Origin of the sequence: Streptomyces sp. SS7 (assembly GCF_037993025.1) — a bacterium.
Classification (GTDB): domain Bacteria; phylum Actinomycetota; class Actinomycetes; order Streptomycetales; family Streptomycetaceae; genus Streptomyces.
The window spans coordinates 6,995,616-7,021,754 of the sequence record NZ_CP141223.1 but is presented as its reverse complement, the minus strand read 5'-3'; the positions used below and the strand labels follow the sequence as shown (position 1 = coordinate 7,021,754).

Below are 26,139 nucleotides of genomic sequence, written 5' to 3'. Positions count from 1 at the left end.
GGGAGGGGCGGCGGCATGCCGGAGGGTGGGGCGATACCGCGGGTGCGGGAGACGACGGCCGTGGCGCCGCCGTCGGCCGGCCCGCGCCGGACCGGTCTGCTCGTCATCCTGGTGCTGGGCGGCCTGACGGCCACTCCCCCGCTGTCGATGGACATGTACCTCCCGGCGCTGCCGGAGGTCACCCGGGCGCTGCACGCGCCCGCCGCGACCGTCCAGCTCACGCTGACCGCCTGTCTGGCGGGCATGGCGCTGGGGCAGCTGGTGGTCGGGCCGATGAGCGACCGGTGGGGGCGCAGGCGCCCGCTGCTCGCCGGGCTCGCGGTGTACGTGGTGGCGACCGTGCTGTGCGCGCTCGCGCCGACCGTGGAACTGCTGATCGCGTTCCGGCTGGCGCAGGGCCTCGCGGGCGCGGCGGGCATCGTGATCGCGCGGGCCGTGGTGCGCGATCTGTACGACGGTGTGGCGATGGCCCGCTTCTTCTCCACCCTGATGCTGGTCTCCGGGGTGGCGCCGGTGGTGGCGCCGCTGATCGGGGCGCAGATCCTGCGGGTGACGGACTGGCGGGGTGTGTTCGCGCTGCTCGCGGTGGTGGGGCTGGCGCTGGCGGCCCTGGTGTGGGCGCGGCTGCCGGAGACCCTGGAGCCCGCCGGGCGGCACGCGGGCGGGGTGGGCGAGGCCCTGCGGTCGATGCGCGGGCTGCTGGCCGACGCGTCCTTCACGGGCTACCTGCTCGCCGGCGGCTTCGCCTTCGCCGCGCTGTTCGCGTACATCAGCGCCTCGCCCTTCGTCGTCCAGGAGATCTACGGCGCCTCCCCGCAGACGTTCGGTCTGCTGTTCGGGGTGAACTCGGTGGGACTGGTCCTGGTCGGGCAGATCAACGGCAAGGTGCTGGTGGGCCGGGTCCGGCTGGACCGGGTGCTGGCCGTGGGCCTGACGGTGGTGGCGCTGGCGGCGGCCGCGCTGCTGCTGATGGCGTCGGGGGTGTGCGGCACGGTGGGTCTGGCTCCGGTGGCGGCGGCCCTGTTCGTGCTGATGTCGGCGATGGGCCTGACGCTGCCCAACGCGCAGACGCTCGCCCTGACGCGGGTCCGGCACTCCGCCGGGTCGGCCTCCGCGCTGCTGGGCACCTCCTCCTTCCTCATCGGCGCGGTCGCCTCCCCGCTGGTCGGGATCGCCGGGGAGCGCACCGCCGTCCCGATGGCCGTCGTCCAGCTGGCGGCCGCGCTGGTGGCGCTGGCCTGTTTCATGGGACTGTGCCGTCCCTGGAGACAGACCGTGGAGGAGAGCTGAGCGCGCCGAGACTGCGCGTCGACACCCCGGAACGGGCCGGGCTCGACCCGGAGGAGATGCGCCTCCTCGTGCACGAGGTCAGGACCCTGACCACCGGTGAGCGGCCCTGGGCCGCGGGCGCCGTGGTGGTCGCGGGCCGTGGCCCGGTGATCGCCGTCGAGGAGGCGGCGGGCTGGGCGGTGCGGTACGCGTCCTACGACCCGGAGGCCGGCGCCGGGGTGGAGCTGCCGCCCGGGGCGCGGGTCCCGATGACCGTGGACACCCCCTTCGACCTGGCCTCCCTGACCAAGCTGTGCACCTCGGTGGCGGCGGTGCAGCAGATCGAGCGGGGCACGCTGGGCATCGACGCCCTGGTCGGCGCGTATCTGCCCGACTTCCGCGGGGCCGCCGCGCACGGCGTCACGGTCCGCCAGCTCCTCACCCACACCTCGGGCCTGCGCCCCGAGCTGCCGCTGTACGACTGCGCGGACGCCACGGAGCGGCTGGAGCTGCTGCGGGCGGAGACGCCGGCCGGGGAGCCCGGCACGTACGTCTACTCCGACCTGAACATGCTGCTGCTCCAGCAGCTCCTGGAGCGCCTCACGGGCCGGACCCTCGACGTCCTGGTGCACGAGGGGATCACCCGGCCGCTGGGCATGACCGCGACCCGCTTCGGACCCTGTCCGGGCGCGGCGGCCACCGAGGACCAGCGGCGACCGTGGGCGAAGGCGGACCGGGGCATGCTGCGGGGCGAGGTGCACGACGAGAACGCGTGGGCGCTGGGCGGGGTGGCGGGGCACGCGGGGCTCTTCTCCACCGGCCGCGACCTGGCCGTCTTCTGCCGCACCCTGCTCGCGGGCGGCTCCTACGGCCCCGCGCGCATCCTCGGCCCGGATTTCGTGGAGCTGCTGCTGGCCCCGCCGGGGCTGGGCTTCGCCGTGGACCGGCCGTGGTTCATGGGCGAGCTGTCCGGCGGGGGCGCGGCGGGCCACACCGGCTTCACCGGTACGTCCCTGGTCCTGGACCCGGCCACGGACACCTACCTCGTGCTGCTGGCGAACACGGTGCATCCGGTGCGCGCGACCCCGGACAGCGGGCCGCGGGCGCGGGCGGCGACGCGGCTGGCGCGGGCGGTGCGGTGAACCCGCCGGCCGCGACCTGAGAAAATCGCCGGGTGAACGTCTCCGTCTCCGCCGCCGAAACCCTCCGTAGCGCCCTCGGGGAACTCCTCGACGGTCTGCCGCCCCGGCAGGCCGCCCAGGCCGTCGAGCGGCTCATCGCCACCTACCGGGGCGCCACCCCCACCACGGCGCCGATCCTGCGCGACCGGGCGGACGTGGCCGCCTATGCCGCGTACCGGATGCCGGCGACCTTCGAGGCGGTGTGCTCGGCGCTGGAGGCGTTCGCGGAGGCGGTGCCGCGGTGGACGCCGGGCAGCCACACGGACGTGGGCGGCGGGACGGGCGCGGCGACCTGGGCGGTGAGCGCCGTCTGGGAGGGCAGGCGTCCGGTGACCGTGCTCGACTGGGCGGAGCCCGCGCTGGCCCTGGGCCGGGAGATCGCCGCCGCGAACCCGGCGCTCGGCGAGGTCCGCTGGCTGCGCGCCCGGATCGGGCCGGCCCTCGCGCTGGACCCGGCGGACCTCGTGACGGTCTCGTACGTCCTCAACGAGTTGGCCGCCCCCGACCGCGCCGCGCTGGTGGACGCCGCCGCGGACGCCGCGCAGGCCGTGGTGATCGTGGAGCCGGGCACGCCCGACGGCTACGCCCGGGTGATCGAGGCCCGTGACCGGCTGGTCGGCGCCGGCTTCCACATCGCCGCGCCCTGTCCGCACAGCGCCGGCTGCCCGATCGCGCCCGGCACGGACTGGTGCCACTTCTCGGCGCGGGTCAGCCGCTCCTCCCTGCACCGGCAGGTCAAGGGGGGCTCCCTGCCGTACGAGGACGAGAAGTTCTCGTACGTCGCCGCCGCCCGCTTCCCGGTCTCCCCCGCGTCCTCCCGTGTCGTGCGCCGGCCGCAGATCCGCAAGGGGCAGGTGCTCCTCGACCTGTGCGAGACCGAGGAGCGGCTGACCCGGACGACGGTGACGAAGAAGCACGGCGAGCTGTACCGGGCGGCCCGGGACACGGACTGGGGCGACGCCTGGCCGCCCCGGCTCTGAGGGGCTGGGCGGCTTGAGGCCCTGGTCGCCGGCCTCGGGACGCCGGACCGTGTCCTTCGCCCTGCCGTACGCTGCGGCTCCATGGACGCCAACGAGAGTGTGCGGGTCGCGATCGTCACCGGCGCCGGTTCCGGCATCGGACGGGCGGTCGCCGTGGAACTGCTGCGCGGGGGCTGGGCGGTGGGGCTCGCCGGCCGGCGCGCCGGGACCCTGGAGGCGACGGCGGCACTGGTACCGGGGGCCGCGCATCTCGCCGTACGGGCGGACGTCTCGGACCCCGAGGACGTGGCCGCCCTGTTCGCCGCCGTACGGGAGCGGTTCGGGCGGCTGGACCTGCTGTTCAACAACGCCGGCACGTTCGGGCCGGGCGGGATGCCGTTCGAGGACCTGCCGTACGACGCCTGGCGGCACGTGGTGGACACCAACCTCAACGGGGCGTTCCTGTGCGCCCAGGCGGCGTTCCGGCAGATGAAGGAGCAGGAGCCGCGCGGCGGACGGATCATCAACAACGGCTCGATCTCGGCGCACTCCCCGCGCCCGCTGTCGGCGCCGTACACCGCGACCAAGCACGCGCTGACCGGCCTGACCAAGTCCCTGTCCCTGGACGGGCGGGCGTACGGCATCGCCGTGGGACAGATCGACATCGGCAACGCGGCGACCGAGATGACGGCCCGGATGGAGACGGGCGCGCTCCAGGCCAACGGCGAGATCACGCCGGAACCCGTGATGGACGTGACGGACGTGGCGCGCACGGTGCGGCACATGGCCGAGCTGCCGCTGGGGGCGAACGTGCAGTTCGCGACGGTGCTGGCGACGGCGATGCCGTACGTGGGGCGGGGGTGAGGGTCCCACGGGGCGTCAACTCCCTCACCTGTACAAGCGGAATTTGGCCATCCGTGGCATTGCGGCCGGTAGCGGACGTATGCTCAACTCTTCTCCACGAGAACTTCACACTTTCCGCACGGGACGCTTGGCTGATTCGGCCGACTGGGCCGATGGGGCCGATGGGGCCGATTGAGCCATACCGAGGGGGGAAGGGCAGCCGCTCCACGGCACCGGGTGGGGGTGGGCCTCGCTGGGACCGCGAGGTTTGCGCCGGTGGGGTGGAGCGGCTGCCACTTATTTCTCGGCCGGGTCGGGTTCGGGGCGAGGGGTGCTGTCGTCCTCGGGGTGCGGGTCTGTTGTGGCTCGTCGCGCAGTTCCCCGCGCCCCTTCGGGGTGTCGGTCTGCCCGGAGTCTTCTTCGCGCCGTGTATGCGCCCGCCGCCAGGACCGACAGGACTCCCGCTGTGCCCAGTGCGGCCCAGCCCGCACCCGAGTCGTCGGCCGTCTTGTCGGCCTTCGAGCCTGCTCGGGGGGTGGCGGCGGACGGTGAGGCGGGGGCGCCGCCCTCGCTCAGGGGCTCCACCAGGTTGCCCACCGGAGTGGCCGAAGCCCCCTTCCCGAAGCCCCAGTCCAGGAGGGCGGCCGTCTCCTCGTAGACCGCGTTGTTGCCGCTCCTCGGGTGCAGGACCGTGACCAGCAGGGTGCGGCCGTTCCTGGTGGCGGCGCCGGTGAAGGTGTTGCCGGCGTGGGTGGTGTAGCCGTTCTTGACGCCGATCATGCCCGGGTACGGGGTGACGCCGTACGTCCCCGAGAGGAGCCGGTCGGTGTTCTCGATGCGGAAGGTCTTGCGGCCCCCGGCGGGGAAGTCGGCGTCCCTGGTGGCGCAGTAGGCGCGGAAGTCGGCGTCACGCAGGCCGTGCCGGGCGAACAGGGTGAGGTCGTAGGCGGAGGAGAGCTGGCCGGTGTGGTCGTAGCCGTCGCAGGAGACGACGTGGGTGTCCAGCGCCTGGAGGTCCGCGGCCCGCGCCTGCATCTCGGCGACCGTCCGGGCTACCCCGCCGTTCATGAGGGCCAGGATGTGCACGGCGTCGTTGCCCGAGCGCAGGAAGACGCCCTGCCACAGCTGCTCGACCGTGTAGGTGAGGCCGGGCTTGAGGCCGACGAGGCTGGAGCCGGCGGGGATGTCGGCGAGGTCGGCGTCGGTGACGGTGTAGCGCTCGGTGCGCTCGAACTTCCGGAGCAGGGTGTCCGCGAACAGCATCTTCAGCGTGGAGGCGGGGGCCAGCCGGGTGTGCGCGCGGTAGGCGGCCAGCACCTCGCCGGTGTCGTGGTCGGCGACCAGCCAGGCGCGGGCGGTGAGCTTCTTCGGCAGGCCGGCGGGAACGGCCGCCTGGACGCCGTCACGGGCGAGCCGGGCACCGCCGATCGCGGTGCCCGTCGCGGCGGCCGCGGGAGCGGCGAGGGCCAGGGGCGCGAGCGCGGTGAAGGACAGCAGCGAGCGGCGGGAGAATGCGTGCACGGCGGGACCGTACAAGGGGATCCTGTGGGCGGCAAAACACCGTGAGCGTCGGCCAGCCAACCCCTTCCACCTGGGTAAACCCCCTCTACACCTTGGGAATCAGCTGTCAGATCGGATTCTGATCCAGGGCTTCGGAATCGCTCCTCATTCTCAGCCCTTGCACACCTTTTACTCAGTCCGGCTCAAAGGTTCCTCCCTAGTTTTTGGGTCGCGTCCACAGCGGGCGCCAAGAACCTTCGAGGAACGGGATGTTTGGCATCTATCTCAAGCGCGAGCTGGGCCGGCGCAAGAAGGCGGCCCTGGTCATCGCTCTGGGTCTGGCGCTCGGTATCGCGCTGGTCATCACCGTCAACTCGGTGTCGGCCGGTATGACGCAGGCGCAGGACAAGGTCCTGCAGTCGCTGTACGGCCTCGGCACCGACATGACCGTGACCAAGGCCCGCACGGCGCCCACCGGCAACAGCTCCGGCCAGCCCCGATTCGAGTTCGACGCGAAGGCGGACGACGACGACTCCGAGCAGAGCTCGGACCGGGTGATGACACAGGGCGGTCAGGCCCTGAAGTCCTCGCTGGTGACGAAGGTCGCCGCCCAGAAGGGCGTGGCGGACGCGGTCGGCGCGATCACCCTGAACGTCACCAAGGTCAACGGCTCCTTCACCCAGGGCAAGGCGCAGTCCTCCACCGGCGGCAGCGGCAACCAGGGCGGCCCCGGCGGCGGACAGGGCGGCGGCTCCACCGCGGCCCCGCAGGTCCAGGGCGGCGGCGCCTCCTTCGACGTGAACTCCTACTCCGTGGCCGGCGTGGACGTCACGAACCAGGACCTCGGCCCGCTGGCCGGCTCGAAGATCACCAGCGGCACCACCTTCACCGCCGCGCAGACCGACGCGAAGGTCGCGGTCGTCGGCAAGTCGTACGCCAAGGAGAACGAGTACAAGGTCGGCGAGACCCTGAAGATCTCCGGCACCAAGTACAAGATCATCGGCATCGCGACGCCCGACAGCAGCGAGTCCACCACCGACGTCTACCTGCCGCTGAAGCAGGCGCAGACCCTCGCCGACGCCAAGAACCAGGTCACCACGATCTACGTCAAGGCGACCGACTCCCAGCAGATCGACTCCGTCAAGGCGACGATCCAGAAGAACATCTCCGGGACGACGGTCACGACCTCCGCCGACCTCGCCGAGACGGTCTCCGGCTCCCTGTCCACCGCCTCCGACCTGGCGACCAGCGTCGGCAAGTGGCTGTCGATCGCGGTGCTCGCCGCCGCCTTCCTGGTGGCCGCGCTGCTCACCTCCTCGGCCGTGTCCCGCCGGGTGCGTGAGTTCGGCACCCTGAAGGCCCTCGGCTGGCCGAGCCGCCGGGTGACCCGGCAGGTCGTCGGCGAGTCCGTCGTCAACGGTCTGCTCGGCGGTGCCCTCGGTATCGCGCTCGGCCTGGCGGCCGCGTACACGGTGACCGCGATCAGCCCGAAGCTGACGGCCGAACTCGGCAGCGGTGCGGGCGGGGGCGGCATGGGCGGCGGCCCCGGCGGCGGTGGCGGCCCGGGCGGGCGGTCGGCCTCCAGCACGATGGAGATCGCCCTGTCGGCGCCCGTCTCCCCCACCACCATCGCCCTCGCGGTGGGCCTGGCGGTGGCCGGCGGTCTGATCGCCGGCGCGATGGGCGGCTGGCGCGCGTCCCGGATGCGCCCGGCGGACGCGCTGCGCAGCGTGTCGTAAAACCCCCGTGCCGGGGCGCCGCGACCGACCCCTCTCCCCCCGGGTCAGCGGCGCCCCCTCTTCTTCCTTTTTCTTCTACGCGGCTATGCGGCTATGCGGCTATGCGGCTATGCAGCCGAGGACCTGGAGCACCCATGTACAAACTGACCGGCGTCACCAAGCGCTACTCGCGCGGCAAGGAGACGGTGGAGGCCCTGAGCGGCGTCGACCTGACGATCGAGGACGGCGACCAGCTGGTCATCCAGGGCCCGACCGGCGGCGGCAAGTCCACCCTGCTGCAGATGATCGGCGGCCTGGACCGCCCGACCGAGGGCAGTGTGGAGCTGGACGGCGTCGACCTCGCCCGCATCAGCGAGGCGAAGCTCACGCGACTGCGCGCCGAGAAGATCGGCATCATCTTCCAGTCCTTCAACCTCATCCCGACGCTGACCGCGCAGGAGAACGTCGAGACGGCGCTGGTCCCGCTGGGCGTGAAGCCGGCCGAGCGCCGCGAGCGCGCGGCGGAGGCCCTGCGCTCGGTGGGCCTGGGCGAGCGTCTCGGCCACGCCCCGTCCGAACTCTCCGGCGGCCAGCAGCAGCGCGTCGCGATCGCCCGCGCGCTGGTGAAGAAGCCGAAGGTCCTGCTCGCCGACGAGCCCACCGGCAACCTCGACGAGGGCACCCGCGACGACATCATGGGCCTGCTGGAGGGCCTGTGGCACGAGTACGGCCTGACCTTCGTCATGGTCACCCACGACTCGTCGATCGCCCGCCGCGCCCCGCGCCTGGCCACGATCGAGGCGGGCCGGATCACGCTGACCGAGCAGCACGCGCAGAACGCGTACGTGCCGGCGCACCAGGGGCACGGGCAGGGGCACGGGCAGGGCTACCAGAGCTACTGAGCCCGCCCGCGTGTGCCATGAGGGGCTGTTCACCCAGGCGTCCCAGGCCGGGTGAGCGGCCCCTTTCCGTCTGCGTCGGGCCCTACGCCTGCCCGGTCTCGAACCGCGAGATGTGTCCGTCGCCGGTGACGTCGAAGTGCCAACGGGTGCGCATCTCGCCCCAGGTGTCGTTGCGGTAGTTCACGACGAGGTCGTGGCCGTCGTTCGACTGGTTGACGACGTCCATGTGGCCCCTGGGGGAGAAGATCTCCCGGTCGATCCACTGGGAGACGTCACGGTCGGAACCGTCGTCGGCCATGGTCGCGTCGGTGGTGAGAATCTTCAGGAACGCCTCCTGATCACCATCGTTGACGGCGTTGACGAAGGCCCGGACGGCCGGGTCGGTGAGTTTTCCGGTCTGGATCGTCATACGGGCAGCGTCACACCGCGCCAGGACCCCCGCCACCCGAACGGCGCGCGGGAGGGGGCGGGGAGGGGTGGGGGATGCGACGGTGGATACGCGAGGGGGGCGTCCTGCTGTCTTAGTCCTGCTGCCTGCTGTCTTCTGCCTTCTGCCTTCTGCCTTCTGCCTTCTGTCTTCTGCGTTCTTTCTTCTGCCTTCTGTCGTCTCCAGGGAGTCACCGTGACCACCTCCTTCAACCGGCATGACGTGGGTCTGCTGCTGCTCCGACTGGGCGCGGGCGGGGTACTGGCCGCGCACGGCACGCAGAAACTGTTCGGCTGGTTCGGCGGCCACGGCCTGACGGGCACCGGCCAGTTCATGGAGTCCGTCGGCTACGAACCCGGCAAGGCCAGCGCGACGGCGTCCGGCCTGGCCGAGACGGGCGGCGGCCTCCTGCTGGCGCTGGGCCTGGCCACCCCGGCGGCGGGCGCGGCGGCGGCCGGCGGCATGGCGGGCGCGGCGGCGGTCCACACCCCGAACGGCTTCTTCAACGCGGAGGGCGGCTACGAGTACGCGGCCACCTTGGGCCTGGCCGCCACCGGCCTCGCGATCACGGGCCCCGGCCGCCTCTCCCTGGACCACGCCCTCGGCCACGTCTTCGACCGGGGCTGGATGGTCCCGACGGCCCTGGCGGCGACGGGGCTGATGACAGCGGTGGTGGTGGGCGCGCGCAACCGCCGCGTCCGACGCCGGGAGGAGGGGGAACAGGCGGCGTTGTTCGAGGAGGGGGAGCTGTTGATGGGGTGAGGGGAGGCGGTTCTGCGGCCGGGTGAGTCGTGCCAAGCTGCCGCCATGACCGACTCGAACGCCGCCCCCTCCCCGGACCTCTGGCCCACGATCGACGCCCTGTGGACCTGGCTGGACACCCACCGTCCCCACGACGAGTCCGCAGGCCTCCTCCTCCGCATGCTGAAACTCTCGGAGGAGGTGGGCGAGGTCGCGGAGGCGGTGATCGGAGCGATGGGGCAGAACCCGCGCAAGGGGGTCAGTCATAGCTGGGAGGACGTGCAGGGGGAGCTGTGCGACGTGGTGATCACAGCCCTCGTCGCTCTGCGGACACTGACACCTGAGCCGGAGCGGGTGTTCGGGGAGCATTTGGGGCGGGTGGCGGAGCGGTCGCTCGGCACGGGATGAGGCGCACCCGCCAGCTGCTGTGGGGGCACGCTGCGCGGCGAGGGACGAGAGCCGGAAGCGGCGACCCGCTTGTCGACCCCCCTCGCCCTCGCCGAGTCCCCACGCCCTGCGCTCCCTCGAGGGGGTCGACCGGCCGTCAAGCAGCGGCAGATCCCGACGAACCGGACGGCGGTCCATCCTGTCTCAGCAGGTCCGTGGCTCGATAGGCGCTTTCATCGGCGTCAGCGGGAAGAAAGCGGCTGGGCGCGCCACTCCACGTGACGATCAGCTCGTCACGCGCACGGGTGGCGGCCACGAACGCCAGGGAACGGGCGCGCTGTTCCTCCTGACGGTAGCGGTCCGGATTGGCGAGTCTGTACTGCTCGATGCGCTGATGCGGTACTTGGCCCTCGCCGATGGACGTGAGGAAGACCCGCTGGAATTCCAGGCCCTTGAAACGGTGCATCGTACCGATGCGCACGGCGTCCAGGTCTGCGCGGACCCCGTCCCGCCCAAGCTCGACCACCGGAATGTGGAAGGGTTCCCGAGCCAGAACGTTGGCGAACTCCTGGGCAGAGGTCCCGTCGGGAACGCTCACAGCCATCGCGGAGTACGGCGTGCCGTAGGCGTCGTGGCGCTCCTTGATCAGCGTGGCCACAGCACGCATCTCGGTGAGTCGGTCAGGGGCACGCCAGAACTGCGGTGCCAGCCCGGTGAGGACGGAGCGGTAGCCATCGAGGGTGTCCGTGCCCGTGTCCAGGTCGTCGAACGAGGCTCCCTCGATCAGACGGTTCGCGCTGCCCAGAATCTGGCGCGTGGTGCGGTAGTTGAGGGTGAGACGACGTGAGGCGCGGCCGCGGACCTCGATGCCCTGGTGGCCCAGGACGATCCGGTTGCCGTAGATGCGCTGGTGGGCGTCGCCGACGAGGAAGATGTCGTTCGGGCCCTTGCGGACCATGGCGCGCAGCATCCGCCAGTGCGAGGCGGACAGGTCCTGTGCCTCGTCGACGACGATGTGCTGGTAGCGCGGCTTGAGCCACATGCCGCTCCCAGCCTCGCGATGGACCAGGTCGCGTCCTCCCACTTCCTCCTTGTAGCGGGCCTGTTCCTGGGTACGTACCATCCGGCGCTGTTCGATGGTGGCCGCCTCTTCGGCGATCAGTGCGTATGTCGTCTTCCGCGGCGCGGACTCCAAGTGGGCCTTGTAGGCGAGCACGAGCTGCCAGATTTCGTGGCGCTGGGCGGTGCTGATGCGCGGGCGACCCGAACGGGTGACGCGTCGGTAGGTCTCCCACGAGCCGCACCCGCCCGCGACGATCACATGCTTGAACTCCGTGTCCAGGAAGTCGGCGTCGTACTCGAAGCTGTCCGTCTCGGTGATCACGGTGTGCCACAGGTCCATGGCCGCGCTGTCGTCGATCGGCCGGCCCAGCTCCATCCGGGCCTCCTGGACGATCTCGCGGGCGAGTACGTCGACCGACTTGACGTCGACGCGGCGCAGCAGCTCGTCGCCGCCCAGTTGGCGCAGCCGCTCCTTGAGATCCAGCGCGAGGTTGATGTTGTACGTGGTGAGCAGGACCGCGTGGGAGTGGCCGGGCGGCAGCCGGTGGACCAGGTGGCGCACCCGGTGGAGGGCCACGACCGTCTTGCCGGTGCCGGGACCGCCGGTCACCTTCGCCGAGCCCTTGAAGTCACCGGTGGCGAGGCGCTTCTGCTCGGGGTGGAGGAACAGTCTCCAGGCGTCGAAGCTCTTGCCGAGCGCGCCGAGTACGGCGTCGTCGTCGGTCTCTGCCTGGGACACCGCTCGCTGGGCCGCCCGGGACCAGTCACGGGGATTGACGTCCTCCTCGGGACGCCACTTCTCCGTGATGTACTGCCGCACTTCCTTCGGATCCACGCGGTCACGCAATGCGAGGAGGACGTCCCGCGTGAGTTCCGGAAGGTTGTGGGTGAGCAGCCCTTCGAACTGCTCGTCGGTGCAGACCTTCCGCAGCGCCGGCAGGAGGGAGCGGACGACTCCGAGGTCGAGGAGGAGCTCGTCGTCGTAGCGGGCGAAGAGCGGGGTGCGGAGGCTGCTGGTGGGCGTCGGGGCCGGCTCGACGGACTCGGCCCGAGGCGTGTCCGTCGCGGCGGCCGTCGCCGTCCAGTCGCGAGGGGCGTCTTCGACGGTGGGTTCCGTCCGATCCGGCAGGGCTACGACGTTGGCGCTGACCTCGCTCTGGTCGACCACCTCGATGGCCCCCGACACCGGGTTGATCTCCACGGTGAGCCGGGCGAGTTCGGTCTCGGCCAGGGCTCCGTCGCGCACCGCGAGGACCCGCATCTCGTCCTCGCCGTCGGTCGACAGGAGCAGGACCATGCACATGTCGGCGTGTGCGAGATACAGGTCCCCGTTGTCGCCCGCGGCCCGCAGGAAGGTCCGGCTCAGGGCCCGGTTGTTCCGGTCAGCACGCAGCCGGTGGACGAAGGTCGCAACCGCGTCCCCCACGGCGCCGCCCCGACGCCGGATGTCCTCATGGGCCTGAAGCCCCACCTGGACCCGCGTCCTGGCCCGGCCCCCCGGCCGACCCGCCCCGTAGTTCATTGCGCCACCCCCTTCTCGCCCAGCAGCCGGGCGAGTTCCTCCACGTCCCAGTCACCCGGCGCGCGTACGTGCCAGCCGGCTGACGCGCACTGAGTCATGTACTCCGTGTCCTCGGCGTCCTCCCCGAGGACGATGCCGATCTTATGGGCGGGCCAGGCGAGTTCGATGGTGCGAGGGACGCCGTCGACATCCCAGCCCGCCTTGCCGGCGGGCACGTCCTCATAAGCCGACAATTGCTCGGCGAGCGACGCGACCTCGGGATCTCCCCACTTGGACAGTTCTCCGACGACCAGCTGCCAGGCGGTCCGCTCCACTGGAGTCATGCCCTCGCCCGCTACCGGAGTCCCCGCTTCCGGCTGGACTTCGGGTTCCATCGGGTTGACGCCATGAGCGCGGTCGTCGACCTCGTCGAGGCACTCAGGAAGGGCGAGTCCGGTGCCCGGCGCGTCTCCGCGCAGCGCGACCAGGAGGCCCGTACCAGAACCGGCGGTGGCGGCGAGCAGAGAGGCATCGAAGGTGTCGAGCGTCGAACGGGCGAGGGCGAGTCCGTCGGCCTGGCCCGCACCGGTGGGGTCGAGGAACTGGAGGATGTTCCCCCAGCTCAACCAGGCCTTCCAACGACGCCTGTGATCGGGCCGGTCGCCTCGGACCGCTTCGGCCCGGTCGTCGAGCACGGCGAGGGCGCTCCAGCGCAGCGCCTTGGCGTCGGCGCGCTGGGCTCCGGCGAGGACGAGTGCCAGTCCTGAACCGTCCTGGAAGGAGAGCAGTTTGAGCCCCTGTCCGGTGACGGCGGGGGCGGGCTCGTCACGGACGGCGGCCTCGATCCACCCGGTCGCCGTCGACGGGTCGGCGTCGACGAGGTCGTTCCTGCGGAGGAAGGCAGGCGCGCTGACCGCGAGTTGGGCGAGCTGCTGCCACTTGTTCAGCCGCGGGTCGCGCAGGAAGCCCAGCAGGGAAGGGATCGCCCCGCCGTAGAGGAGGGTGTCGGCCTCTGCGGGGTCCCGCCGTGCGTTCGCCCACTGCTTGCGCACCATGGCCCCCGGTCCCGTGGGGGAGGCCACGTCGTACGGGGGCCAGGCCGCGTCGGCCTCGGGCCCCGCGATGACGGGCGCCAGCGGATCGCGCGCCTCGTCCGTGTCCTCGGCCGGCTCGTCCTTCGGAGCATTCAGCTCCTTCTCCCAGGCCACCACGTCGTCCCACGTGATCTGCCAGACGAGGATGCCGTCGGCGCGCAGCAGGGCGCGCTTGGCGGCGTCACCCGCGATCCGGTTGGTGCGGGAGGAGGCGTGCCAGCGGTAGCCGTCGAGGTAGACGGCGATCGGCAGCGGGGGTGCGCCGTCGGTCGTGGTGTCCCCGGCGACCGGGCGGAAGAGGAGGTCCGGCCGGGTGCGGTAGCCGTGCAGGTCCTTCTGGGCGACGACCTCCCAGCGGACCGGGGCGCCGCCGGGCCGGGTGAGGGTGAACTGTTTGCCCTGCCTGCCGGTCGGGGTCTCGTCGTGGTCCGCGACGGCACCGTTCTCGGGGGCGGCGAGCCACCGATCGAGGGCCTCGATGAAACGGCGCTCGAGGTCGCTCTCCGCCTGGCGGGCGAAACGGATTTCAGCGTCGGCCGACTCCTTCTGGAAGTCCCATCCGCTGTGCCCGTCGGTGCCCAGCAGATCGTCGAGCATCCACAGGGCTTCCTGCCGGTCGAGGTCCTTGTAGTCCCGTTCCGGGGCGTAGCCGAGCAGGCAGAGGTGGCAGGCGCGGCGCGGGGTGTCCTTGCAGGGGCAGGCCCGCAGCGCGTCCTGGGCCTCGGCGAGCACAGCCCGAAACTCCTCTCCCTCGCGCTCCACCAGGCGCTGGAGATATCCGGTTCCGCCGGGCAGGGCGTCGTACAGCACCAGGTAGTTGCGGGTGAGATCACTCTCCCGGTCCGGCTCGGTGGCGGGGGCGGAGCGGATGTGCGCGGGGTCGCCGCCGTAGCGCCGGGCCAGGCCCAGGTGGAGTGCGGCGGAGAAGGAGGCGAGGCGTTCGGGCACGTTCAGGGTGGCGGCGGGGAGCAGGATGCGCAGCGCCTCCGTGCGGTGCTCGGTGGCGGTGATCACCTGCACGTCCTCGGGGATGGCCTGCTTGTCGCGGCGGCGGGTGGGGCACCAGGCCCGGTGGTGGGCGAGCTCGGGGCGGCCCAGCAGGGACTGGCTGAGCGAGTCCTGGGTGGGGCTGTTACCGGGCTCCCGGTCGGTGGCGCCGCCGCAGCGCGGGCACACGGTGAACTTGGTGGGGGCCGCCACCTCGGTGCCGGCGAAGTAGGTGTCCTTGGGACGCCCGTGCCGGGCCTTGCCGAGGTTGAAGCGGCGGATGACCGCCTCACGGACGTGGTCCACCCCGAAGGTCCTGTTCTTGTGGCGCCAGGTCTCCTTGATGTTCCGCCGGTCGACGTCGACGGCGGTCACGGTCGTGTAGGTCGTCCGGACCCGGTTTTCGTGGTCGTCGACGATGCGGGCGTCGTCCCGCTTGTCGTGGGCGGTCACCTTGCGGGGCACGACGACCTGGAAGACGGCGCTGCGTCCGCCGATGCCGTGGCCGCCGCAGCGCGGGCAGGGCGAGGTGTCCTGCTCGGCCCGCTCGCCGGTGCGGACGTGGCCGCACTCCCGGCAGATCCGCCAGGTCCGCAGTCCCACGGGCAGGCCAGCTTCCGAATCTTTCCTGGTGGGACCGAGGTCGAAGCCGTCGACGACGTGCCGGTAGCCGCGGACGTAGTAGGCGTTGCCCGGGGCGAGTTCGGTGAGGGCCGCCTCGGCGGGTCGGTCGTAGACGCGCGGTTCGTTGCTCCACTTGGTGGTGGGCGCGCCTCCGGCGCCCGCGTTGTCGCCGGCTGTACGGCTCTTGCGCACGGGCTCCTTGAACGTGAGCATCGCCTCCAGCCGTACGCCGTCCTCGACGAGGCTGTAGTTGGGCAGCAGCCCGTGCTCGACGAGGAAGCCCTGGGCGTCGGCCTGGGCCATCTCCATGAGCCGCTTGGTGACGCCGGTCGCCTCCCGGACAAGGGTGCGCTTCTCCCTGGCCTCGTCGTCCACGGATTCCTGGAGCGCGTCCGCCGCTTCGTTGATCATGATCTTGCGGTGGACGAGTTCGTCACGCTCGGCCTGCCAGGCGCGCTCGGCGGCGTCCAGCTCCTGCCCCAGCTTCTCCGCCGCGAACCGCCGCAGCACCTTGCGTGCATCGCTGGAAGCGCCGGATCCGGGAACGCCGTCGATCTCGGGGAACAGGTGCAGGAATTCGTCCGCGAGATCCAGGCGGCCGACCGTACCGCTGCGGAAATGCTTCAACCAGCCAGCTCGACCGACGAGTTGTGTGACCCGATCCGGCAGAGGGAGAACGCCCTCCAGGGCCCCCCGGGCCGCGCGGTCGATCAGGAACGCAGTGTACTGACGGCACAGCAGCTCGCCCGCCGACAGGAAGCAGCCGGGCGGCAGGATCGGACCCGCGATCAGGTGGCGCGGTTCGGCGAGGTGGTACAGCGCGCGGGGGCTGGTGTCGGCCAGCGACACCATGAAGGCGTTGCCGGTGGCGCGCCCCGCGCGGCCGACCCTCTGCACGTAGCCGGCCGTGGACGGCGGCAGCGATGCCAGGATGACCGACTCCAACTGACCGATGTCGATGCCGAGTTCGAGGGTCGGGGTGCAGGACAGCACATTGGGGTCGGTGTGCTTGACGCCGCGCCGGAAACCTTTCTCCACCTCCTCGCGCTCCTTGCGCTTGAGTACACCGGTGTGTTCGGCCGCGACCACGCTGTACGGCTTGGCCTCCCGGTACAGACGCCGGTAGTAGTCGGAGCGGGGATCGCGGGCCGCCCGGCCGCCGACCTCTTCGGAGGGCCGGGTGAGGGCTCCCTCGCAGCGCTTGAGCGGACAGCGCATGCCCTGCCACACGGAGGCCTTCTCCGGCGGCACGGTCTGCGTCCAGCCGCACTCCCGGCACGTGAGAACGGCGTGTGCGGTCTGCTCGTCGTCCAACGGGCGTACCCGCACATGGCCCGGTGTGAGCCCGTACACCCCGTGGCCCTGCAGTTTGTCGGCGGTGTTGGTCCGCCGCCGGGCCAGCGCGCCGATGTCGTCGTGGGCCAGCTGCTCGAACAGCGCGGCGAGGTACTCCCCCGCGGTCTGCCGGTCGAGATGCAGACAGCGCTGGGTGAAGTCGACGTACCAGCTGTCCCGGGTGTCCACCCGCTCGAAGTCCGTACTCCCACTGCGGGCGCCGACCAGCACGAACGCCGGGGCTTCGGAGTTGCGGCCGAACGCGGGCATCCCCGGGGGGCGCCCCGTCCAGACCGGGTAGCGGGTACGGCCCTCCTCGTCGATGAAGTCGTCCAGCCAGGTGTGGTGGATGCCGCCGATCTGACGGATGTGTTCGAGGAGTCCGCGGACGTATCCCTCAAAGTAGCGGAGCCGCTCAGAGTCTCCCGGGACGGGGGGTCCGCCCGCCGGACCCGCGGCGCCGGGCAGGAGGTGCCCCTGGTGGAAGCCGAACAGCGCCTCGGCCGCCTTGGCCGCCCTCTCCGGCTCCCGCAGGTGCACCTCGGCCGCGACCGTGCGGGTCAGTTCCAGGGTACGGCCCAGGCGGGAGTGCAGGCCGAACTCCAGGAGCGTGTTGAAGGCGAGGCGCTGGCCGACCAGCTCCCAGGTCGACTCCGGGATGCGCTTGCGGCCTTCGAGCAGACGCTTGACCTGCGCCATGTCGTGCAGGTCGGGCGGGACGACGGAGGCGAGGACCCGCTCCTCCTGCACGGCGGCTCGGCTCACCAAGGAGGCGATCAGCTCGTTGAGCGGGACACCGTCGGCCGCGAAGGCGGGATCCGTGCGGACACGCAGGGACAGTTGCTCGTGGATCAGCGACCGGAGCGAGAACTTCCAGGCGCGGCTCGCCACGAAGCCGGCGCGGTGCGCCGCGTCCTGCACCGAGTCGTTGAAGATCAGCGTCTTGCGGCGGTCCCGCTTCTCCTCATCCTTGTCCGGCAGCTCACCGCCGGTGAAGAGCTGGGTGACCACGACCGAGGCGAGCGGGGCGACACCGGCACCGAGGAAGCGGATGCCCTGGGCCTGCCCGCAGGCGGGGCAGCGGTCCTGCTTCGAGTAGTCGCCGCGCTCCTGGTTCTCGTACCAGGTCCAGACATAGACGCCGTTGTCGGGGGCGGGCGAGATCCCGCCGCCGTCGAGAAGGACCTCGTCCGGTTCCAGTCTGCGCAGTGTTGTGCCGTTGTCCTCCAGGACCATCAGGGTCGCGTCGTGCGCGGCACCCCGACGTCCACGCTGGGCGCGGCGCGCGAGCGTGGCGCGGGCCTGCTCGGCGGCCTCCGCGGGGGTGGCCGCGATCATCGCCCGCACCCGGCCCTTGGCAGCCCCGCCCGCCACGCTGGCGCGGTAGATCTCGTCCGGGGCGTGCACCAGGTTCTGCGGGTTGCGGTCAGGGCAGATCGCGGACCATCCCGAGCGCCCGCAGTGCCGGCAGTACGCGGCCGGCAGCCGCCCCGAGGCCCGCGCCTTCCGCCGCCGTTCCATCTGCGCGGCCAGAGTCACCGCCTGCCGGTCGGCATCGGTACGGCTCTGCTCGGAGAGGGCGGCCTGGTCGGTGTCCGACCAGGAGAACACCGGCTCCGGGCTGACGAACCGCAGCACGCGGGACAGCGCCCGCAGCCACAGGTGCGTCTCCACCAGCAGCAGGGGCCGTTCCTTGTCGGCGGGCGCGTCGGGATCGCGGGCGACGGAGATCAGCGCGATGAAGCGTGCCAGGGCGGCGGCGGCCGTGTCCGGGGCCTGCGCGGCGACGGCACGCCAGGCCGACGTGGCGTCGAAGCCTTCGAGCACCTCCAGGGCCGTCAGCGGCGCGTCCTTGGTGTGCAGCAGGGCCCGTGTGAGGGGGTGGGCGAGCAGCCGTCTCCCCAGCTCGCGCGGGTCGGCCGTGTCGCATCCCAGCGTGGCACGCGCCAGGGCGTCCATGCCGCCGGGCGTACGCACCGGGTCCGGGAGGCCGGCCAGCTCCTCGGGGGACGGCAGGGGCAGCGAGTGGTCGACGGGAGAGAGGAACTCGTCTATGTCCCGACGGTCCTCCCCCACAACCGCGTCGTCCGGGAACCGCACGCCGAACACCTGCGAGGCCACGTCCAGCATGGCCCGCGCCCCGCCCGCCCCGCCGCCGGAGCCGAGCGTCGCGGAGGTCGCCACCGGGCAGATCGACCCGAGCGGCCGCCCCTTCTCGGCGGCCCCGACCACGGCCGCGAGGCGGCGCAGAAGCATCGCCACGTCGGTGCCCTGCGCGCCGTCGAACGTGTGGAACTCGTCGATCACGGCATACGCCAGGTCCGCGTCCCGCCACAGGGAGGCGTCCTGCTGCCGCTGGAGGAGCAGGTCCAGCATCTTGTAGTTGGTGATCAGGATGTCCGGCGGGTTGCGGCGGATCTCGGCGCGGTCCACCATGACGCGCCCGTACGGCGGCTCCGACCCGCGGGCGGCCGAGGCCTCACCGATGTACAGCCCCGCCGTGACGTCGTCGAGCCGCTTGTCCCCCTCGAACAGGTCACCGAGGCGCCCGGCCTGGTCACCGGCGAGCGCGTTCATGGGATACAGCAGTACGGCCTTGATCCCCGCCTTTCCCGCCTCCCGCTCGCGACGGCAGTGATCGAGTACGGGGATGAGGAAGGACTCCGTCTTACCGGAGCCGGTGCCGGTCGTGACAAGCGTCGGCTGGGGCCGATGCCCGCCCTTGCTGGTCAGCCGAGCGAACGACTCCGCCTGGTGGGCGTAGGGCCGGAAGCGACCGGGGAACCAGTCGAGGTGCCGCTCCCAGCCGTCCTCCGCCGGCCGGAAGGGACGCCGGATACGGAGGTAGGGGCCCCGGAAGAGCCCGTCGGCCGGGTCGGTGAGGAAGGCCTCCAGGGCGTCCTGGGTGTCGGGCTCGGCCAGGGCGAAGGTCGTCGTCAGATACTCGACCGTGGTGTCGCGCAGCGTCCGCGCGGCGAGTGTGGGTCTCATGACGCGCCGTGGCCCCCGTCTCCCGTGTCCGGGCACCCGTCACCGCCTGGACTGATCACGCTCCACTCTACGACCGGGCACTGACAGTGCACACGCGTTCGCGGGAGCGGACCAAGGTCTGTCCAAGGTTTAGCCAGGGCCGACCGACGACCTTGGTGACCAGCAGCTGAGCGGACTCGGATGAAAGGCATCCGGGCCCCGGCTGCCCAAGACGAGGAGTTGACCCATGCGTACACGTCGAATGCTGGTCGGTGCGGCCGGGGCCGCCGCGGTGATCCTGGGCGCCGCCGTACTGCCGGCCACCGCGGCGCCCTTACCGGGAACCGCCTCCACCAGGGAGGCGGCAGCACTGGACTGCCCCGCCGATGCGTGGCTGGACCCGGAGGGCAACACCTTCGGGGTCAAGTGCAGCGGCAACGGCAACTACAAGTTCCGTGCGACGGCCGTGTGCCGCAATGGCGAGACGGTGTACGGCACCACGAGGTGGGCGACCAATGTCTGGTCCTACGCCTACTGCGCGGGCAAGGGCGGCCTGACCGGCGACCTCGGCTACGAATACTGGCGAGCCCGCTGACGGACCGCTCCGGAGGCGGTTTGCGGGGCTGTCACGGGGGTGCGGCCCCTTCCGCCTCCGCTTCTCCCAGGAGTTGTCCCATCCGCTCGGCGCCGCCCGCGCGGTTCTGGGCGCGGTAGAGGCCGAGTGCCTGCCTCCAGGCGGTACGCGCCGGGCCGCTGTGGCCCATGGCTTCGTGGGTGTCGCCGAGATGGGCCAGAGTGTCTGCCTCGTCGTAGGCGGCGCCGATGGAGCGGAAGAGGGCGAGGGCCTGCTCGTAGTGGCTCAGCGCGCTCTCCCACCGCCCGGTCCGGTGGGCCACGTAGCCGAGGCTGTCCAGCGTGGAGGCCTCGGCTCCCGCCCGGCCCGACTCGCGGAACAGGGCCAGGGCCTCTTCGCAGTGGGACTCAGCCTCTTCGTACCGGCCCAGTTGCGCGTACAGCCAGCCCACCGCGTTGAGCTGGTTGGCCTGCCAAAACGTGTTGTCCAGGCTCAGATACAGGTGCAGGGCGCGCACCGAGTGCTCGAGGGCCTGCTGACAGTCCCCGCTCTGCTCCCATACCCAGCCCAGAGTGCGGAGGATGTGGGCCTGGGCCGCGGTGTCCGCACTGTCCTCGGCCAGGCCGAGCGCGTTTCCCAGGTGGGCGAGCGCGTCGGTGAACTCGCCTTTCAGCGCGCGGGCGTGGCCGTACCGCCAGTGGGTGAGGATCCGCGGCCCCTGGTCGTCGAGGTGTGCCACGGCGGTCAGAGCCGTGTGCCACAGGGCGTGGTACTCCTCCAGGTGGTGCCCGCTCAGATGGAAGTTGATCAGCGTCCAGGCCAGCTGCCACACGGCATCGTGTCTGCCCTGGGACAGCGCGGTGCCCTGGGCGGCGATCAGGCAGGCGTGCTCGGCGGCGAACCACTCCAGCGCTGTGCCGCGGTCCGCCGCGTCCATCGGAGTGCAGCCGGGGACCGGCGGGGCGAGACGGGGGCGGAACGGTGTGTCGGGTCCCTCGATCGCGCTCACCGCGGCGAAGGCGGTGTGGAGGTAGAAGTCGGTCACCCGGTCCAGCGCCGCCCGGGCTTCGGCCGGCTCGCCATCCCCGATCTCGGTCCCGTAGAGCCGGAGCAGATCGTGCGTCCGGTACCGGCCGGGGCGATGCTGCTCGACCAGGTGCGCGGTCTCCAGCTCGGTCAGCAGCGCACGCGCACGGGCAGGAGGGAGTCCGGCCAGACTCGCCGCGGCGGCGAGGCCGATGTCCGGGCCGGGCGCGGGCCCCAGCAGCGCGAACAGTCGCCGGGCCGCGGGAGTGAGTGCCTGGTACGAGGTGGCGAACACACCGCGCAGGCTCGCGGTCAGATCGCCGGTCTCCAGGGCGTCGAGGCGGCCGGTGGTCTCGCGCAGTTCGTCGGCCAGCACGGCGAGCGGGAAGTCGGGGTGTGCCGCGGCCCGCGCGGCCGTGATCCCCAGGGCCAGCGGAAGGCCGGCGCAGCACTCGATGAGCGTCGCGACCGGCCCCGGTTCGGCCGCGATCCGGTCCGTGCCGAGGTGGCGGACGAGGAGGTCCCGGGCCTCGGCCGGTTCGAAGACGGTGAGCTGGAGCAGTTGGGCACTGTGCGTGGTGACCAGTGAGGTGAGGTGCTTGCGGCTGGTCACCAGCACGGTGCACGAGGCACTGCCCGGCAGCAGCGGCCGAACCTGGTCGGCGTTGCGGGCGTCGTCGAGGACGATCAGGAGGGACTTGCCCGCGAGCAGGCTGCGGTAGAGGCCGAACACGGCCTCCGGATCCGCCGGAATGTTGGCGGGGTCGACGCCCAGGGCGCCGAGGAGCCGACGTGCCGCGGCCGTCGGCGCCATGGGGGCCGACGCCGGGTCGAAGCCGTGGAGATTGACGTAGAGCTGACCGTCGGGGAAGCGCTCGGCGTTCTGGTGGGCCCACCGCAACGCCAGCCAGCTCTTGCCGACACCGCCGATCCCTCCGATCGCGGAGATCACCACCGTGCCGCCGGTCCGATGCTCCCCCAGTGCGCGGTCGAGCCGCTCCAGCTCGGGTCCACGACCGGTGAACACACCTGGCGGGGCCGGCAGTTGGTGCGGCACGAGCACGCTCGCAGCGTCCGGGCCCGGCACCGGATGATCCAGGGAGGGGTGAGCGGTCAGGATCTGCTGGTGCAGCCGTCGCAGCGGCGCGCCGGGGTCGATGCCGAGCTCCTCGGCCAGGCGCACGCGGACCGTCTCATAGTGGTCCAGTGCGTCGGCGGTACGGCCGCAGCGGTACAGCGTCAGCATGAGCTGGCCGGCCAGCCGCTCGTCGAGAGGATGCTTCTCGGCCTGGCGGTACAGCTCGGGGAAGATCCCCGCATGCCGGCCCCGGCGCAACTCGGTTTCGTTGCGGTCCAGTTCCGCCTCGAGCCGCTCCTGCCCGAGGACGTCACGCAATGCGTTGAACCATGGGGTGTCCATGGTGGCGAAGGGCTCGGAGCGCCACAGCCGCAACGCCTGTGCGAACAGGTCGGCGGCGGTATCGTCGTGCTGTTCGGCCCGGGCGCTCGCGACGAGTGCCCGAAACCGGTGCAGGTCGACCGCGTCCGGGTTCACGATGAGGCGGTAGCCGCCCGGTTCTTTGGCGATCCGCGCCGCTTCGTCCGCAGAGGAAGCGGAGGACAGGGCCGTTCTCAGGCGGGACAGATAGCTGTACAGCGAGTCGCGGGAGCGGCCGGGCAGCCTGTCCCCCCAGACGCGCTCGGCCAGCCGGTCCACGGACACGGCGTGCGGGGCGTCCACGAGCAGTGCGGCCAGCACGGCTCGCTGCAGCGCCGGGCCCAGGTTCACCGGCCGTGTCCCCACCCGCATGCCGATATCTCCCAGCAGGGTGAACAGCACGGTCACCTCGGCCCCCGAACCCTTGGATGCGGCACACACCGAGTGTGACGGGCCGTTCGGCGTTGACAAAGGATTCGATCGGAGTCGTCCGAAAACCAGCGGCCCGTCTGCTCGACCGTTCGGTCGAGCAGACGGGCCGTGAAAGGGGGTAGAGCTACCACCAGGTGGCGGTGCAGCCTCCCTTCGCGGCGGCGTTGCCCTCACAGAGCTTGACATCGAGCGCGGCATCCAGATCCACGGTCACATAGGCCGCTGTACCACGGGGAACGCCGGCCGGCGGCACGTATCGGACGCCGGCCGAGGTGCGCACCGCGAGCACGGACGAATAGAACGGGCTGCTCGTGTTCGTCACGATCTTCGCCTTCGCGGTCCAGCCGATGTCCGATTGGTACTTGGTCACGTACGCGGTTGCCCCTGCCCGCGCGGTGGTGACCGATTTGGTGCCCGTGTACACGGGGGCGAACAGCGCGTTGGTGGTCAGGAAGGGACTCCTGGCGACGTTCGCCTCAGGGTGGTCGGCCAGCCAGGTGCCGGCTGGGGGATCGGTGCTGAAGTAGTCGTCGTTGTTGCAGTCCACGTCATCCGCGAACGCCTTGGGGCACAAGTCCTGAAGCGGATACGTGCCGGGATTGTCGTCATCGTCGTAGCACATGATGTCGGGGTCGTCCCAGCAGTGGCCCCCGGGCGTGCCGTGGGGTGCGTTCGGGCTCACGGCACCCAGCGCGTGCAGCAGTTCGTGTCCTGCCGGGTTCCAACTCCAGCAACCCGAGCCGACCATGGCCCAGGAGGGACCGGAATTGAGTGTTCCGCCGGATGTCAGGCCGCAGAAGGCGGTCGTCTGCAGGTAGATCAGGTACTTGCGGTCGGCGCTGTTGCACCCACGCGCTGCCAGATCGTTCTTCACGGCGTCGTAATCCATGATGTTGGTGTTGGCCGAGAGCGTCACGTTGGCCACGTTGATCGTGCAGTCGGCATTTCGGACATGGCGCACGGTGAGTGCCCCGCCCGTCTTCAACGCCGACTTGTTGATGGCGCCGCCTATCTGATTGGCCATGTCGGCGATCCGGGGTGCCATCTCTGCGTAGCGATCGGCACCTGCCGGCGAGCGCACGTAGAGGGACTGCACTCGCTTCGTGCCCGCGTCATCGAAGGCACAGGCAGCGGCGGCACCCTGAACTGCCGCGCCCGCCACGGTCGACGGGACGATGGCTCCCGTCAGTGCCAGCGCCGCGCCCAAGAACATGGACAGTAATCTCCACCTCATGAAGTCCCCTTCTGAGCCGTTGCGTCCTCGGTCCTGATGTGGGATGCCGGGCTTTTGCCTGCCTCGCCTGACCCGGCGCGAAGGAGTCTTCGCCGCCGACCGTGGGAAAACCTTGAACAGACCTTGATGCGCAGCTCATGCGGGTGTCTCGGACGAGTTGGGGTCACCCCGGGAGCGTGAGTGTGCACTCCGCCCAGACTGTTTTGCCCGGGCCGCCGTCGGAGCGCAGGTGCCAGTCCCAGCGGGTGGCGAGCCCGGCGACCAGGAGCAGCCCTCGGCCACCGGTGTCCTCAGCGCCGGGGGTGGGCAGGGCGTCCGGGCGGGGCGGCATCCGTTCGGCGCGGGTGTCGGTGACCTCGATACGGACGGTCTGGGTGAGGGCGATCACCTGGAGGCGGAGGTGGAAGTCCCGGCCGGGTACGTGACCGTGCCGGACAGCGTTGACGGTGAGTTCGGCGACCACCAGCACGATCGCGTCGTGCCGGTACGTGTCGTACGGGATCCCCCAGGCGTCGAGCCGGTTCGCGGCGAGTCGCCGGGCGAGGCGGGCGCCGCGTGGAGTAGAGGTGAAGCGCATCCCGAAAGCGTGGTCGAAGGCGGCGTGAGGGGTGATCAAGTAGTCGGCGGGGCGTGTGGGTTGGGTGGTGCGGGTGGGGGTGCCGGGTTTGTTCGTCATACCGACAACGGTGTCGCCGGTCGCGTAGCGTGACCAGTGGTGACGCACCGACGCGAGCCGGTTGCACGCGCGTTGTCGGTACCAGTACGAGGCACGCGGCGTGACGGCACCTCTGTGGGGGCGTTGGGCCAGGGAGGCGGTAGTGGTGACTGAGGGAACGGGCGCGGAGGTCGGGGCTGTGGCGGCGGGAGAGGAGGTGACGGTGAGCTTCGGGGATACCTGGGAGAACGACGGCGACGACGCCGGCAGCGGGCAGGCTGCGGCGGACAAGGCCGGGCAGGGTGTCGTCACCGCGTTCGGGCAGAGCATGAAGACGCTGCGGGTACGGGCGGGGCTGGAGCGGGAGGAGCTCGGGCGGCGGTTGGGGTATTCGGCGTCGACTGTCGCGTCGTTCGAGCAGGGGCGGAGGATTCCGTCGCCGAGGACGATCGAGCAGGCGGATGAGGTGTTGGGGGCGGGTGGGTTGTTGACCTTGTGGAAGGAGCAGGTGGAGCGGGCTCAGTATCCGGTGTTCTTTCAGGGGATGGCGGGCCTGGAAAAGAGGGCCATCGAGCTGCTCTCGTACGACACCCTCATGGTCAAAGGGCTCCTCCAGACCGAGGAGTACATGAGGGCAGTGCTCGACATGCGGCGGCCACCTCTGGACCAGGAGACGGTCGAGCAACGGGTGACCGCACGGCTCGCTCGGCAGGACATCTTCGACCGGCGGCCCGCACCACTGCTGAGCTTCGTGATGGACGAGTCGGTACTGCGGCGCCGACTCGGCGGAAAGGGCGTACTACGAGGACAACTGGAGCACCTGCTTCTGATCGGCCAGAAGCGGAACGTCGAGATCCAGGTCATGCCGCTCACTTGTGAAGAAAGCGCGGGCGTGGATGGGCCATTCACCGTCGTCACCCGCGACGATGGCAAGAAGTTCGCATACGCAGAGGCTCAGGGAACCAGCACCCTACAAACCGACCCGCAACAGGCAGCTCTCGCCGCTGCCCGCTATGGGATCATCCGATCACAGGCTCTCACTCCGCGAGAGTCCTCGCAGTTCGTCGAGAAGTTGCTGGGAGAGCTATGAACACCGCCGAGTCCGAACTCACCTGGTGCAAGAGCAGCTACAGCGGAGCCGAGGGCGGCGACTGCGTCGAGGTCGCGGCCAGTACGGGAGTTGTGCACATCCGGGACTCCAAAGCCGTGGCCGGACCGGTCATCCGTGTGTCACGCGAGGCGTGGGCGGGGTTCGTCGGGGAGGCCTGACGGTCGCCGTC

General features: G+C 71.2%; 18 protein-coding genes. 11 read left to right on the top strand and 7 right to left on the bottom strand.

The window, feature by feature from the left end; genetic code table 11:
• Nucleotides 1-15 precede the first annotated feature (15 nt).
• From U5640_RS32270 to U5640_RS32255, 4 genes are all read left to right on the top strand, one after another.
• Nucleotides 16-1,290, top strand: coding sequence for a multidrug effflux MFS transporter (locus U5640_RS32270; protein ID WP_340380368.1), 1,275 nt, complete (start codon nucleotides 16-18; stop codon nucleotides 1,288-1,290).
• Nucleotides 1,254-2,411 (top strand): serine hydrolase domain-containing protein, encoded by a 1,158-nt coding sequence (locus U5640_RS32265; RefSeq protein ID WP_340380365.1) that lies wholly within the window; start codon nucleotides 1,254-1,256, stop codon nucleotides 2,409-2,411. The genes U5640_RS32270 and U5640_RS32265 overlap by 37 nt, the downstream gene beginning before the upstream one ends.
• Before the next feature lie 32 nt (nucleotides 2,412-2,443).
• A complete protein-coding gene (locus U5640_RS32260) occupies nucleotides 2,444-3,430 on the top strand; it encodes a small ribosomal subunit Rsm22 family protein (RefSeq protein WP_340380363.1) in 987 nt (328 codons plus the stop codon).
• Between the two features lie 81 nt (nucleotides 3,431-3,511).
• The gene (locus tag U5640_RS32255; RefSeq protein WP_340380361.1) at nucleotides 3,512-4,273 is read left to right on the top strand and encodes an SDR family oxidoreductase; all 762 of its coding nucleotides are present in this window, start codon (nucleotides 3,512-3,514) and stop codon (nucleotides 4,271-4,273) included.
• A 276-nt stretch (nucleotides 4,274-4,549) separates the two neighbouring features.
• Here the strand turns inward: U5640_RS32255 and U5640_RS32250 are convergent, their stop codons facing one another.
• A complete protein-coding gene (locus tag U5640_RS32250; RefSeq protein ID WP_340380359.1) occupies nucleotides 4,550-5,773 on the bottom strand; it encodes a serine hydrolase in 1,224 nt (407 codons plus the stop codon).
• A gap of 248 nt (nucleotides 5,774-6,021) precedes the next feature.
• On the opposite strand from U5640_RS32250, the gene U5640_RS32245 reads away from it, so the two are divergent.
• Together U5640_RS32245 and U5640_RS32240 are read left to right on the top strand one after the other, a co-directional pair.
• On the top strand, nucleotides 6,022-7,491 hold the full coding sequence (locus U5640_RS32245; protein WP_340380357.1) for an ABC transporter permease: 1,470 nt from the start codon (nucleotides 6,022-6,024) through the stop codon (nucleotides 7,489-7,491).
• A 134-nt stretch (nucleotides 7,492-7,625) separates the two neighbouring features.
• Nucleotides 7,626-8,372: an ABC transporter ATP-binding protein gene (locus U5640_RS32240; RefSeq protein ID WP_340380355.1), complete on the top strand. Its 747-nt coding sequence runs from the start codon at nucleotides 7,626-7,628 to the stop codon at nucleotides 8,370-8,372.
• Nucleotides 8,373-8,454: 82 nt separating this feature from the next.
• Here U5640_RS32240 and U5640_RS32235 read toward each other — a convergent pair whose 3' ends face one another.
• Nucleotides 8,455-8,781, bottom strand: coding sequence for a nuclear transport factor 2 family protein (locus U5640_RS32235; protein ID WP_340380353.1), 327 nt, complete (start codon nucleotides 8,779-8,781; stop codon nucleotides 8,455-8,457).
• A gap of 213 nt (nucleotides 8,782-8,994) precedes the next feature.
• Here U5640_RS32235 and U5640_RS32230 point away from each other — a divergent pair, with 213 nt between their 5' ends.
• Together U5640_RS32230 and U5640_RS32225 are read left to right on the top strand one after the other, a co-directional pair.
• The gene (locus tag U5640_RS32230) at nucleotides 8,995-9,561 is read left to right on the top strand and encodes a DoxX family protein (protein ID WP_340380351.1); all 567 of its coding nucleotides are present in this window, start codon (nucleotides 8,995-8,997) and stop codon (nucleotides 9,559-9,561) included.
• Between the two features lie 45 nt (nucleotides 9,562-9,606).
• A complete protein-coding gene (locus tag U5640_RS32225) occupies nucleotides 9,607-9,948 on the top strand; it encodes a MazG-like family protein (protein ID WP_340380349.1) in 342 nt (113 codons plus the stop codon).
• Between the two features lie 136 nt (nucleotides 9,949-10,084).
• Here U5640_RS32225 and U5640_RS32220 read toward each other — a convergent pair whose 3' ends face one another.
• Both U5640_RS32220 and U5640_RS32215 read right to left on the bottom strand, forming a co-directional pair.
• The gene (locus U5640_RS32220) at nucleotides 10,085-12,415 is read right to left on the bottom strand and encodes a UvrD-helicase domain-containing protein (protein WP_340380347.1); all 2,331 of its coding nucleotides are present in this window, start codon (nucleotides 12,413-12,415) and stop codon (nucleotides 10,085-10,087) included.
• Nucleotides 12,416-12,507: 92 nt separating this feature from the next.
• Nucleotides 12,508-19,521, bottom strand: a complete 7,014-nt coding sequence (locus tag U5640_RS32215) for a DEAD/DEAH box helicase (protein ID WP_340380345.1) — start codon at nucleotides 19,519-19,521, stop codon at nucleotides 12,508-12,510.
• A gap of 226 nt (nucleotides 19,522-19,747) precedes the next feature.
• On the opposite strand from U5640_RS32215, the gene U5640_RS32210 reads away from it, so the two are divergent.
• Nucleotides 19,748-20,095: a hypothetical protein gene (locus U5640_RS32210; RefSeq protein WP_340380343.1), complete on the top strand. Its 348-nt coding sequence runs from the start codon at nucleotides 19,748-19,750 to the stop codon at nucleotides 20,093-20,095.
• Nucleotides 20,096-20,126: 31 nt separating this feature from the next.
• Here the strand turns inward: U5640_RS32210 and U5640_RS32205 are convergent, their stop codons facing one another.
• From U5640_RS32205 to U5640_RS32195, 3 genes are all read right to left on the bottom strand, one after another.
• Nucleotides 20,127-22,946: a BTAD domain-containing putative transcriptional regulator gene (locus U5640_RS32205; protein WP_340380341.1), complete on the bottom strand. Its 2,820-nt coding sequence runs from the start codon at nucleotides 22,944-22,946 to the stop codon at nucleotides 20,127-20,129.
• 148 nt (nucleotides 22,947-23,094) lie between these two features.
• On the bottom strand, nucleotides 23,095-24,183 hold the full coding sequence (locus tag U5640_RS32200; RefSeq protein WP_340380339.1) for a hypothetical protein: 1,089 nt from the start codon (nucleotides 24,181-24,183) through the stop codon (nucleotides 23,095-23,097).
• Between the two features lie 184 nt (nucleotides 24,184-24,367).
• Entirely contained in the window at nucleotides 24,368-24,880 is a 513-nt protein-coding gene (locus U5640_RS32195; RefSeq protein WP_340380337.1) for an ATP-binding protein, read from the bottom strand.
• A 202-nt stretch (nucleotides 24,881-25,082) separates the two neighbouring features.
• Between U5640_RS32195 and U5640_RS32190 the strand changes: the two genes are divergently transcribed.
• Nucleotides 25,083-25,949: a helix-turn-helix transcriptional regulator gene (locus U5640_RS32190; protein ID WP_340385469.1), complete on the top strand. Its 867-nt coding sequence runs from the start codon at nucleotides 25,083-25,085 to the stop codon at nucleotides 25,947-25,949.
• Nucleotides 25,946-26,128, top strand: coding sequence for a DUF397 domain-containing protein (locus U5640_RS32185; RefSeq protein ID WP_340380335.1), 183 nt, complete (start codon nucleotides 25,946-25,948; stop codon nucleotides 26,126-26,128). The genes U5640_RS32190 and U5640_RS32185 overlap by 4 nt, the downstream gene beginning before the upstream one ends.
• Nucleotides 26,129-26,139: the final 11 nt, after the last annotated feature.

Bases quoted from the DNA above. Each gene is read 5' to 3' on its own strand.
- U5640_RS32270 (WP_340380368.1), top strand. From the start codon at position 16: ATGCCGGAGGGTGGGGCGATACCGCGGGTGCGGGAGACGACGGCCGTG.
- U5640_RS32255 (WP_340380361.1), top strand. From the start codon at position 3,512: ATGGACGCCAACGAGAGTGTGCGGGTCGCGATCGTCACCGGCGCCGGT.
- U5640_RS32245 (WP_340380357.1), top strand. From the start codon at position 6,022: ATGTTTGGCATCTATCTCAAGCGCGAGCTGGGCCGGCGCAAGAAGGCG.
- U5640_RS32240 (WP_340380355.1), top strand. From the start codon at position 7,626: ATGTACAAACTGACCGGCGTCACCAAGCGCTACTCGCGCGGCAAGGAG.
- U5640_RS32235 (WP_340380353.1), bottom strand. From the start codon at position 8,781: ATGACGATCCAGACCGGAAAACTCACCGACCCGGCCGTCCGGGCCTTC.
- U5640_RS32225 (WP_340380349.1), top strand. From the start codon at position 9,607: ATGACCGACTCGAACGCCGCCCCCTCCCCGGACCTCTGGCCCACGATC.
- U5640_RS32215 (WP_340380345.1), bottom strand. From the start codon at position 19,521: ATGAGACCCACACTCGCCGCGCGGACGCTGCGCGACACCACGGTCGAG.
- U5640_RS32210 (WP_340380343.1), top strand. From the start codon at position 19,748: ATGCGTACACGTCGAATGCTGGTCGGTGCGGCCGGGGCCGCCGCGGTG.
- U5640_RS32200 (WP_340380339.1), bottom strand. From the start codon at position 24,183: ATGTTCTTGGGCGCGGCGCTGGCACTGACGGGAGCCATCGTCCCGTCG.
- U5640_RS32195 (WP_340380337.1), bottom strand. From the start codon at position 24,880: ATGACGAACAAACCCGGCACCCCCACCCGCACCACCCAACCCACACGC.
- U5640_RS32185 (WP_340380335.1), top strand. From the start codon at position 25,946: ATGAACACCGCCGAGTCCGAACTCACCTGGTGCAAGAGCAGCTACAGC.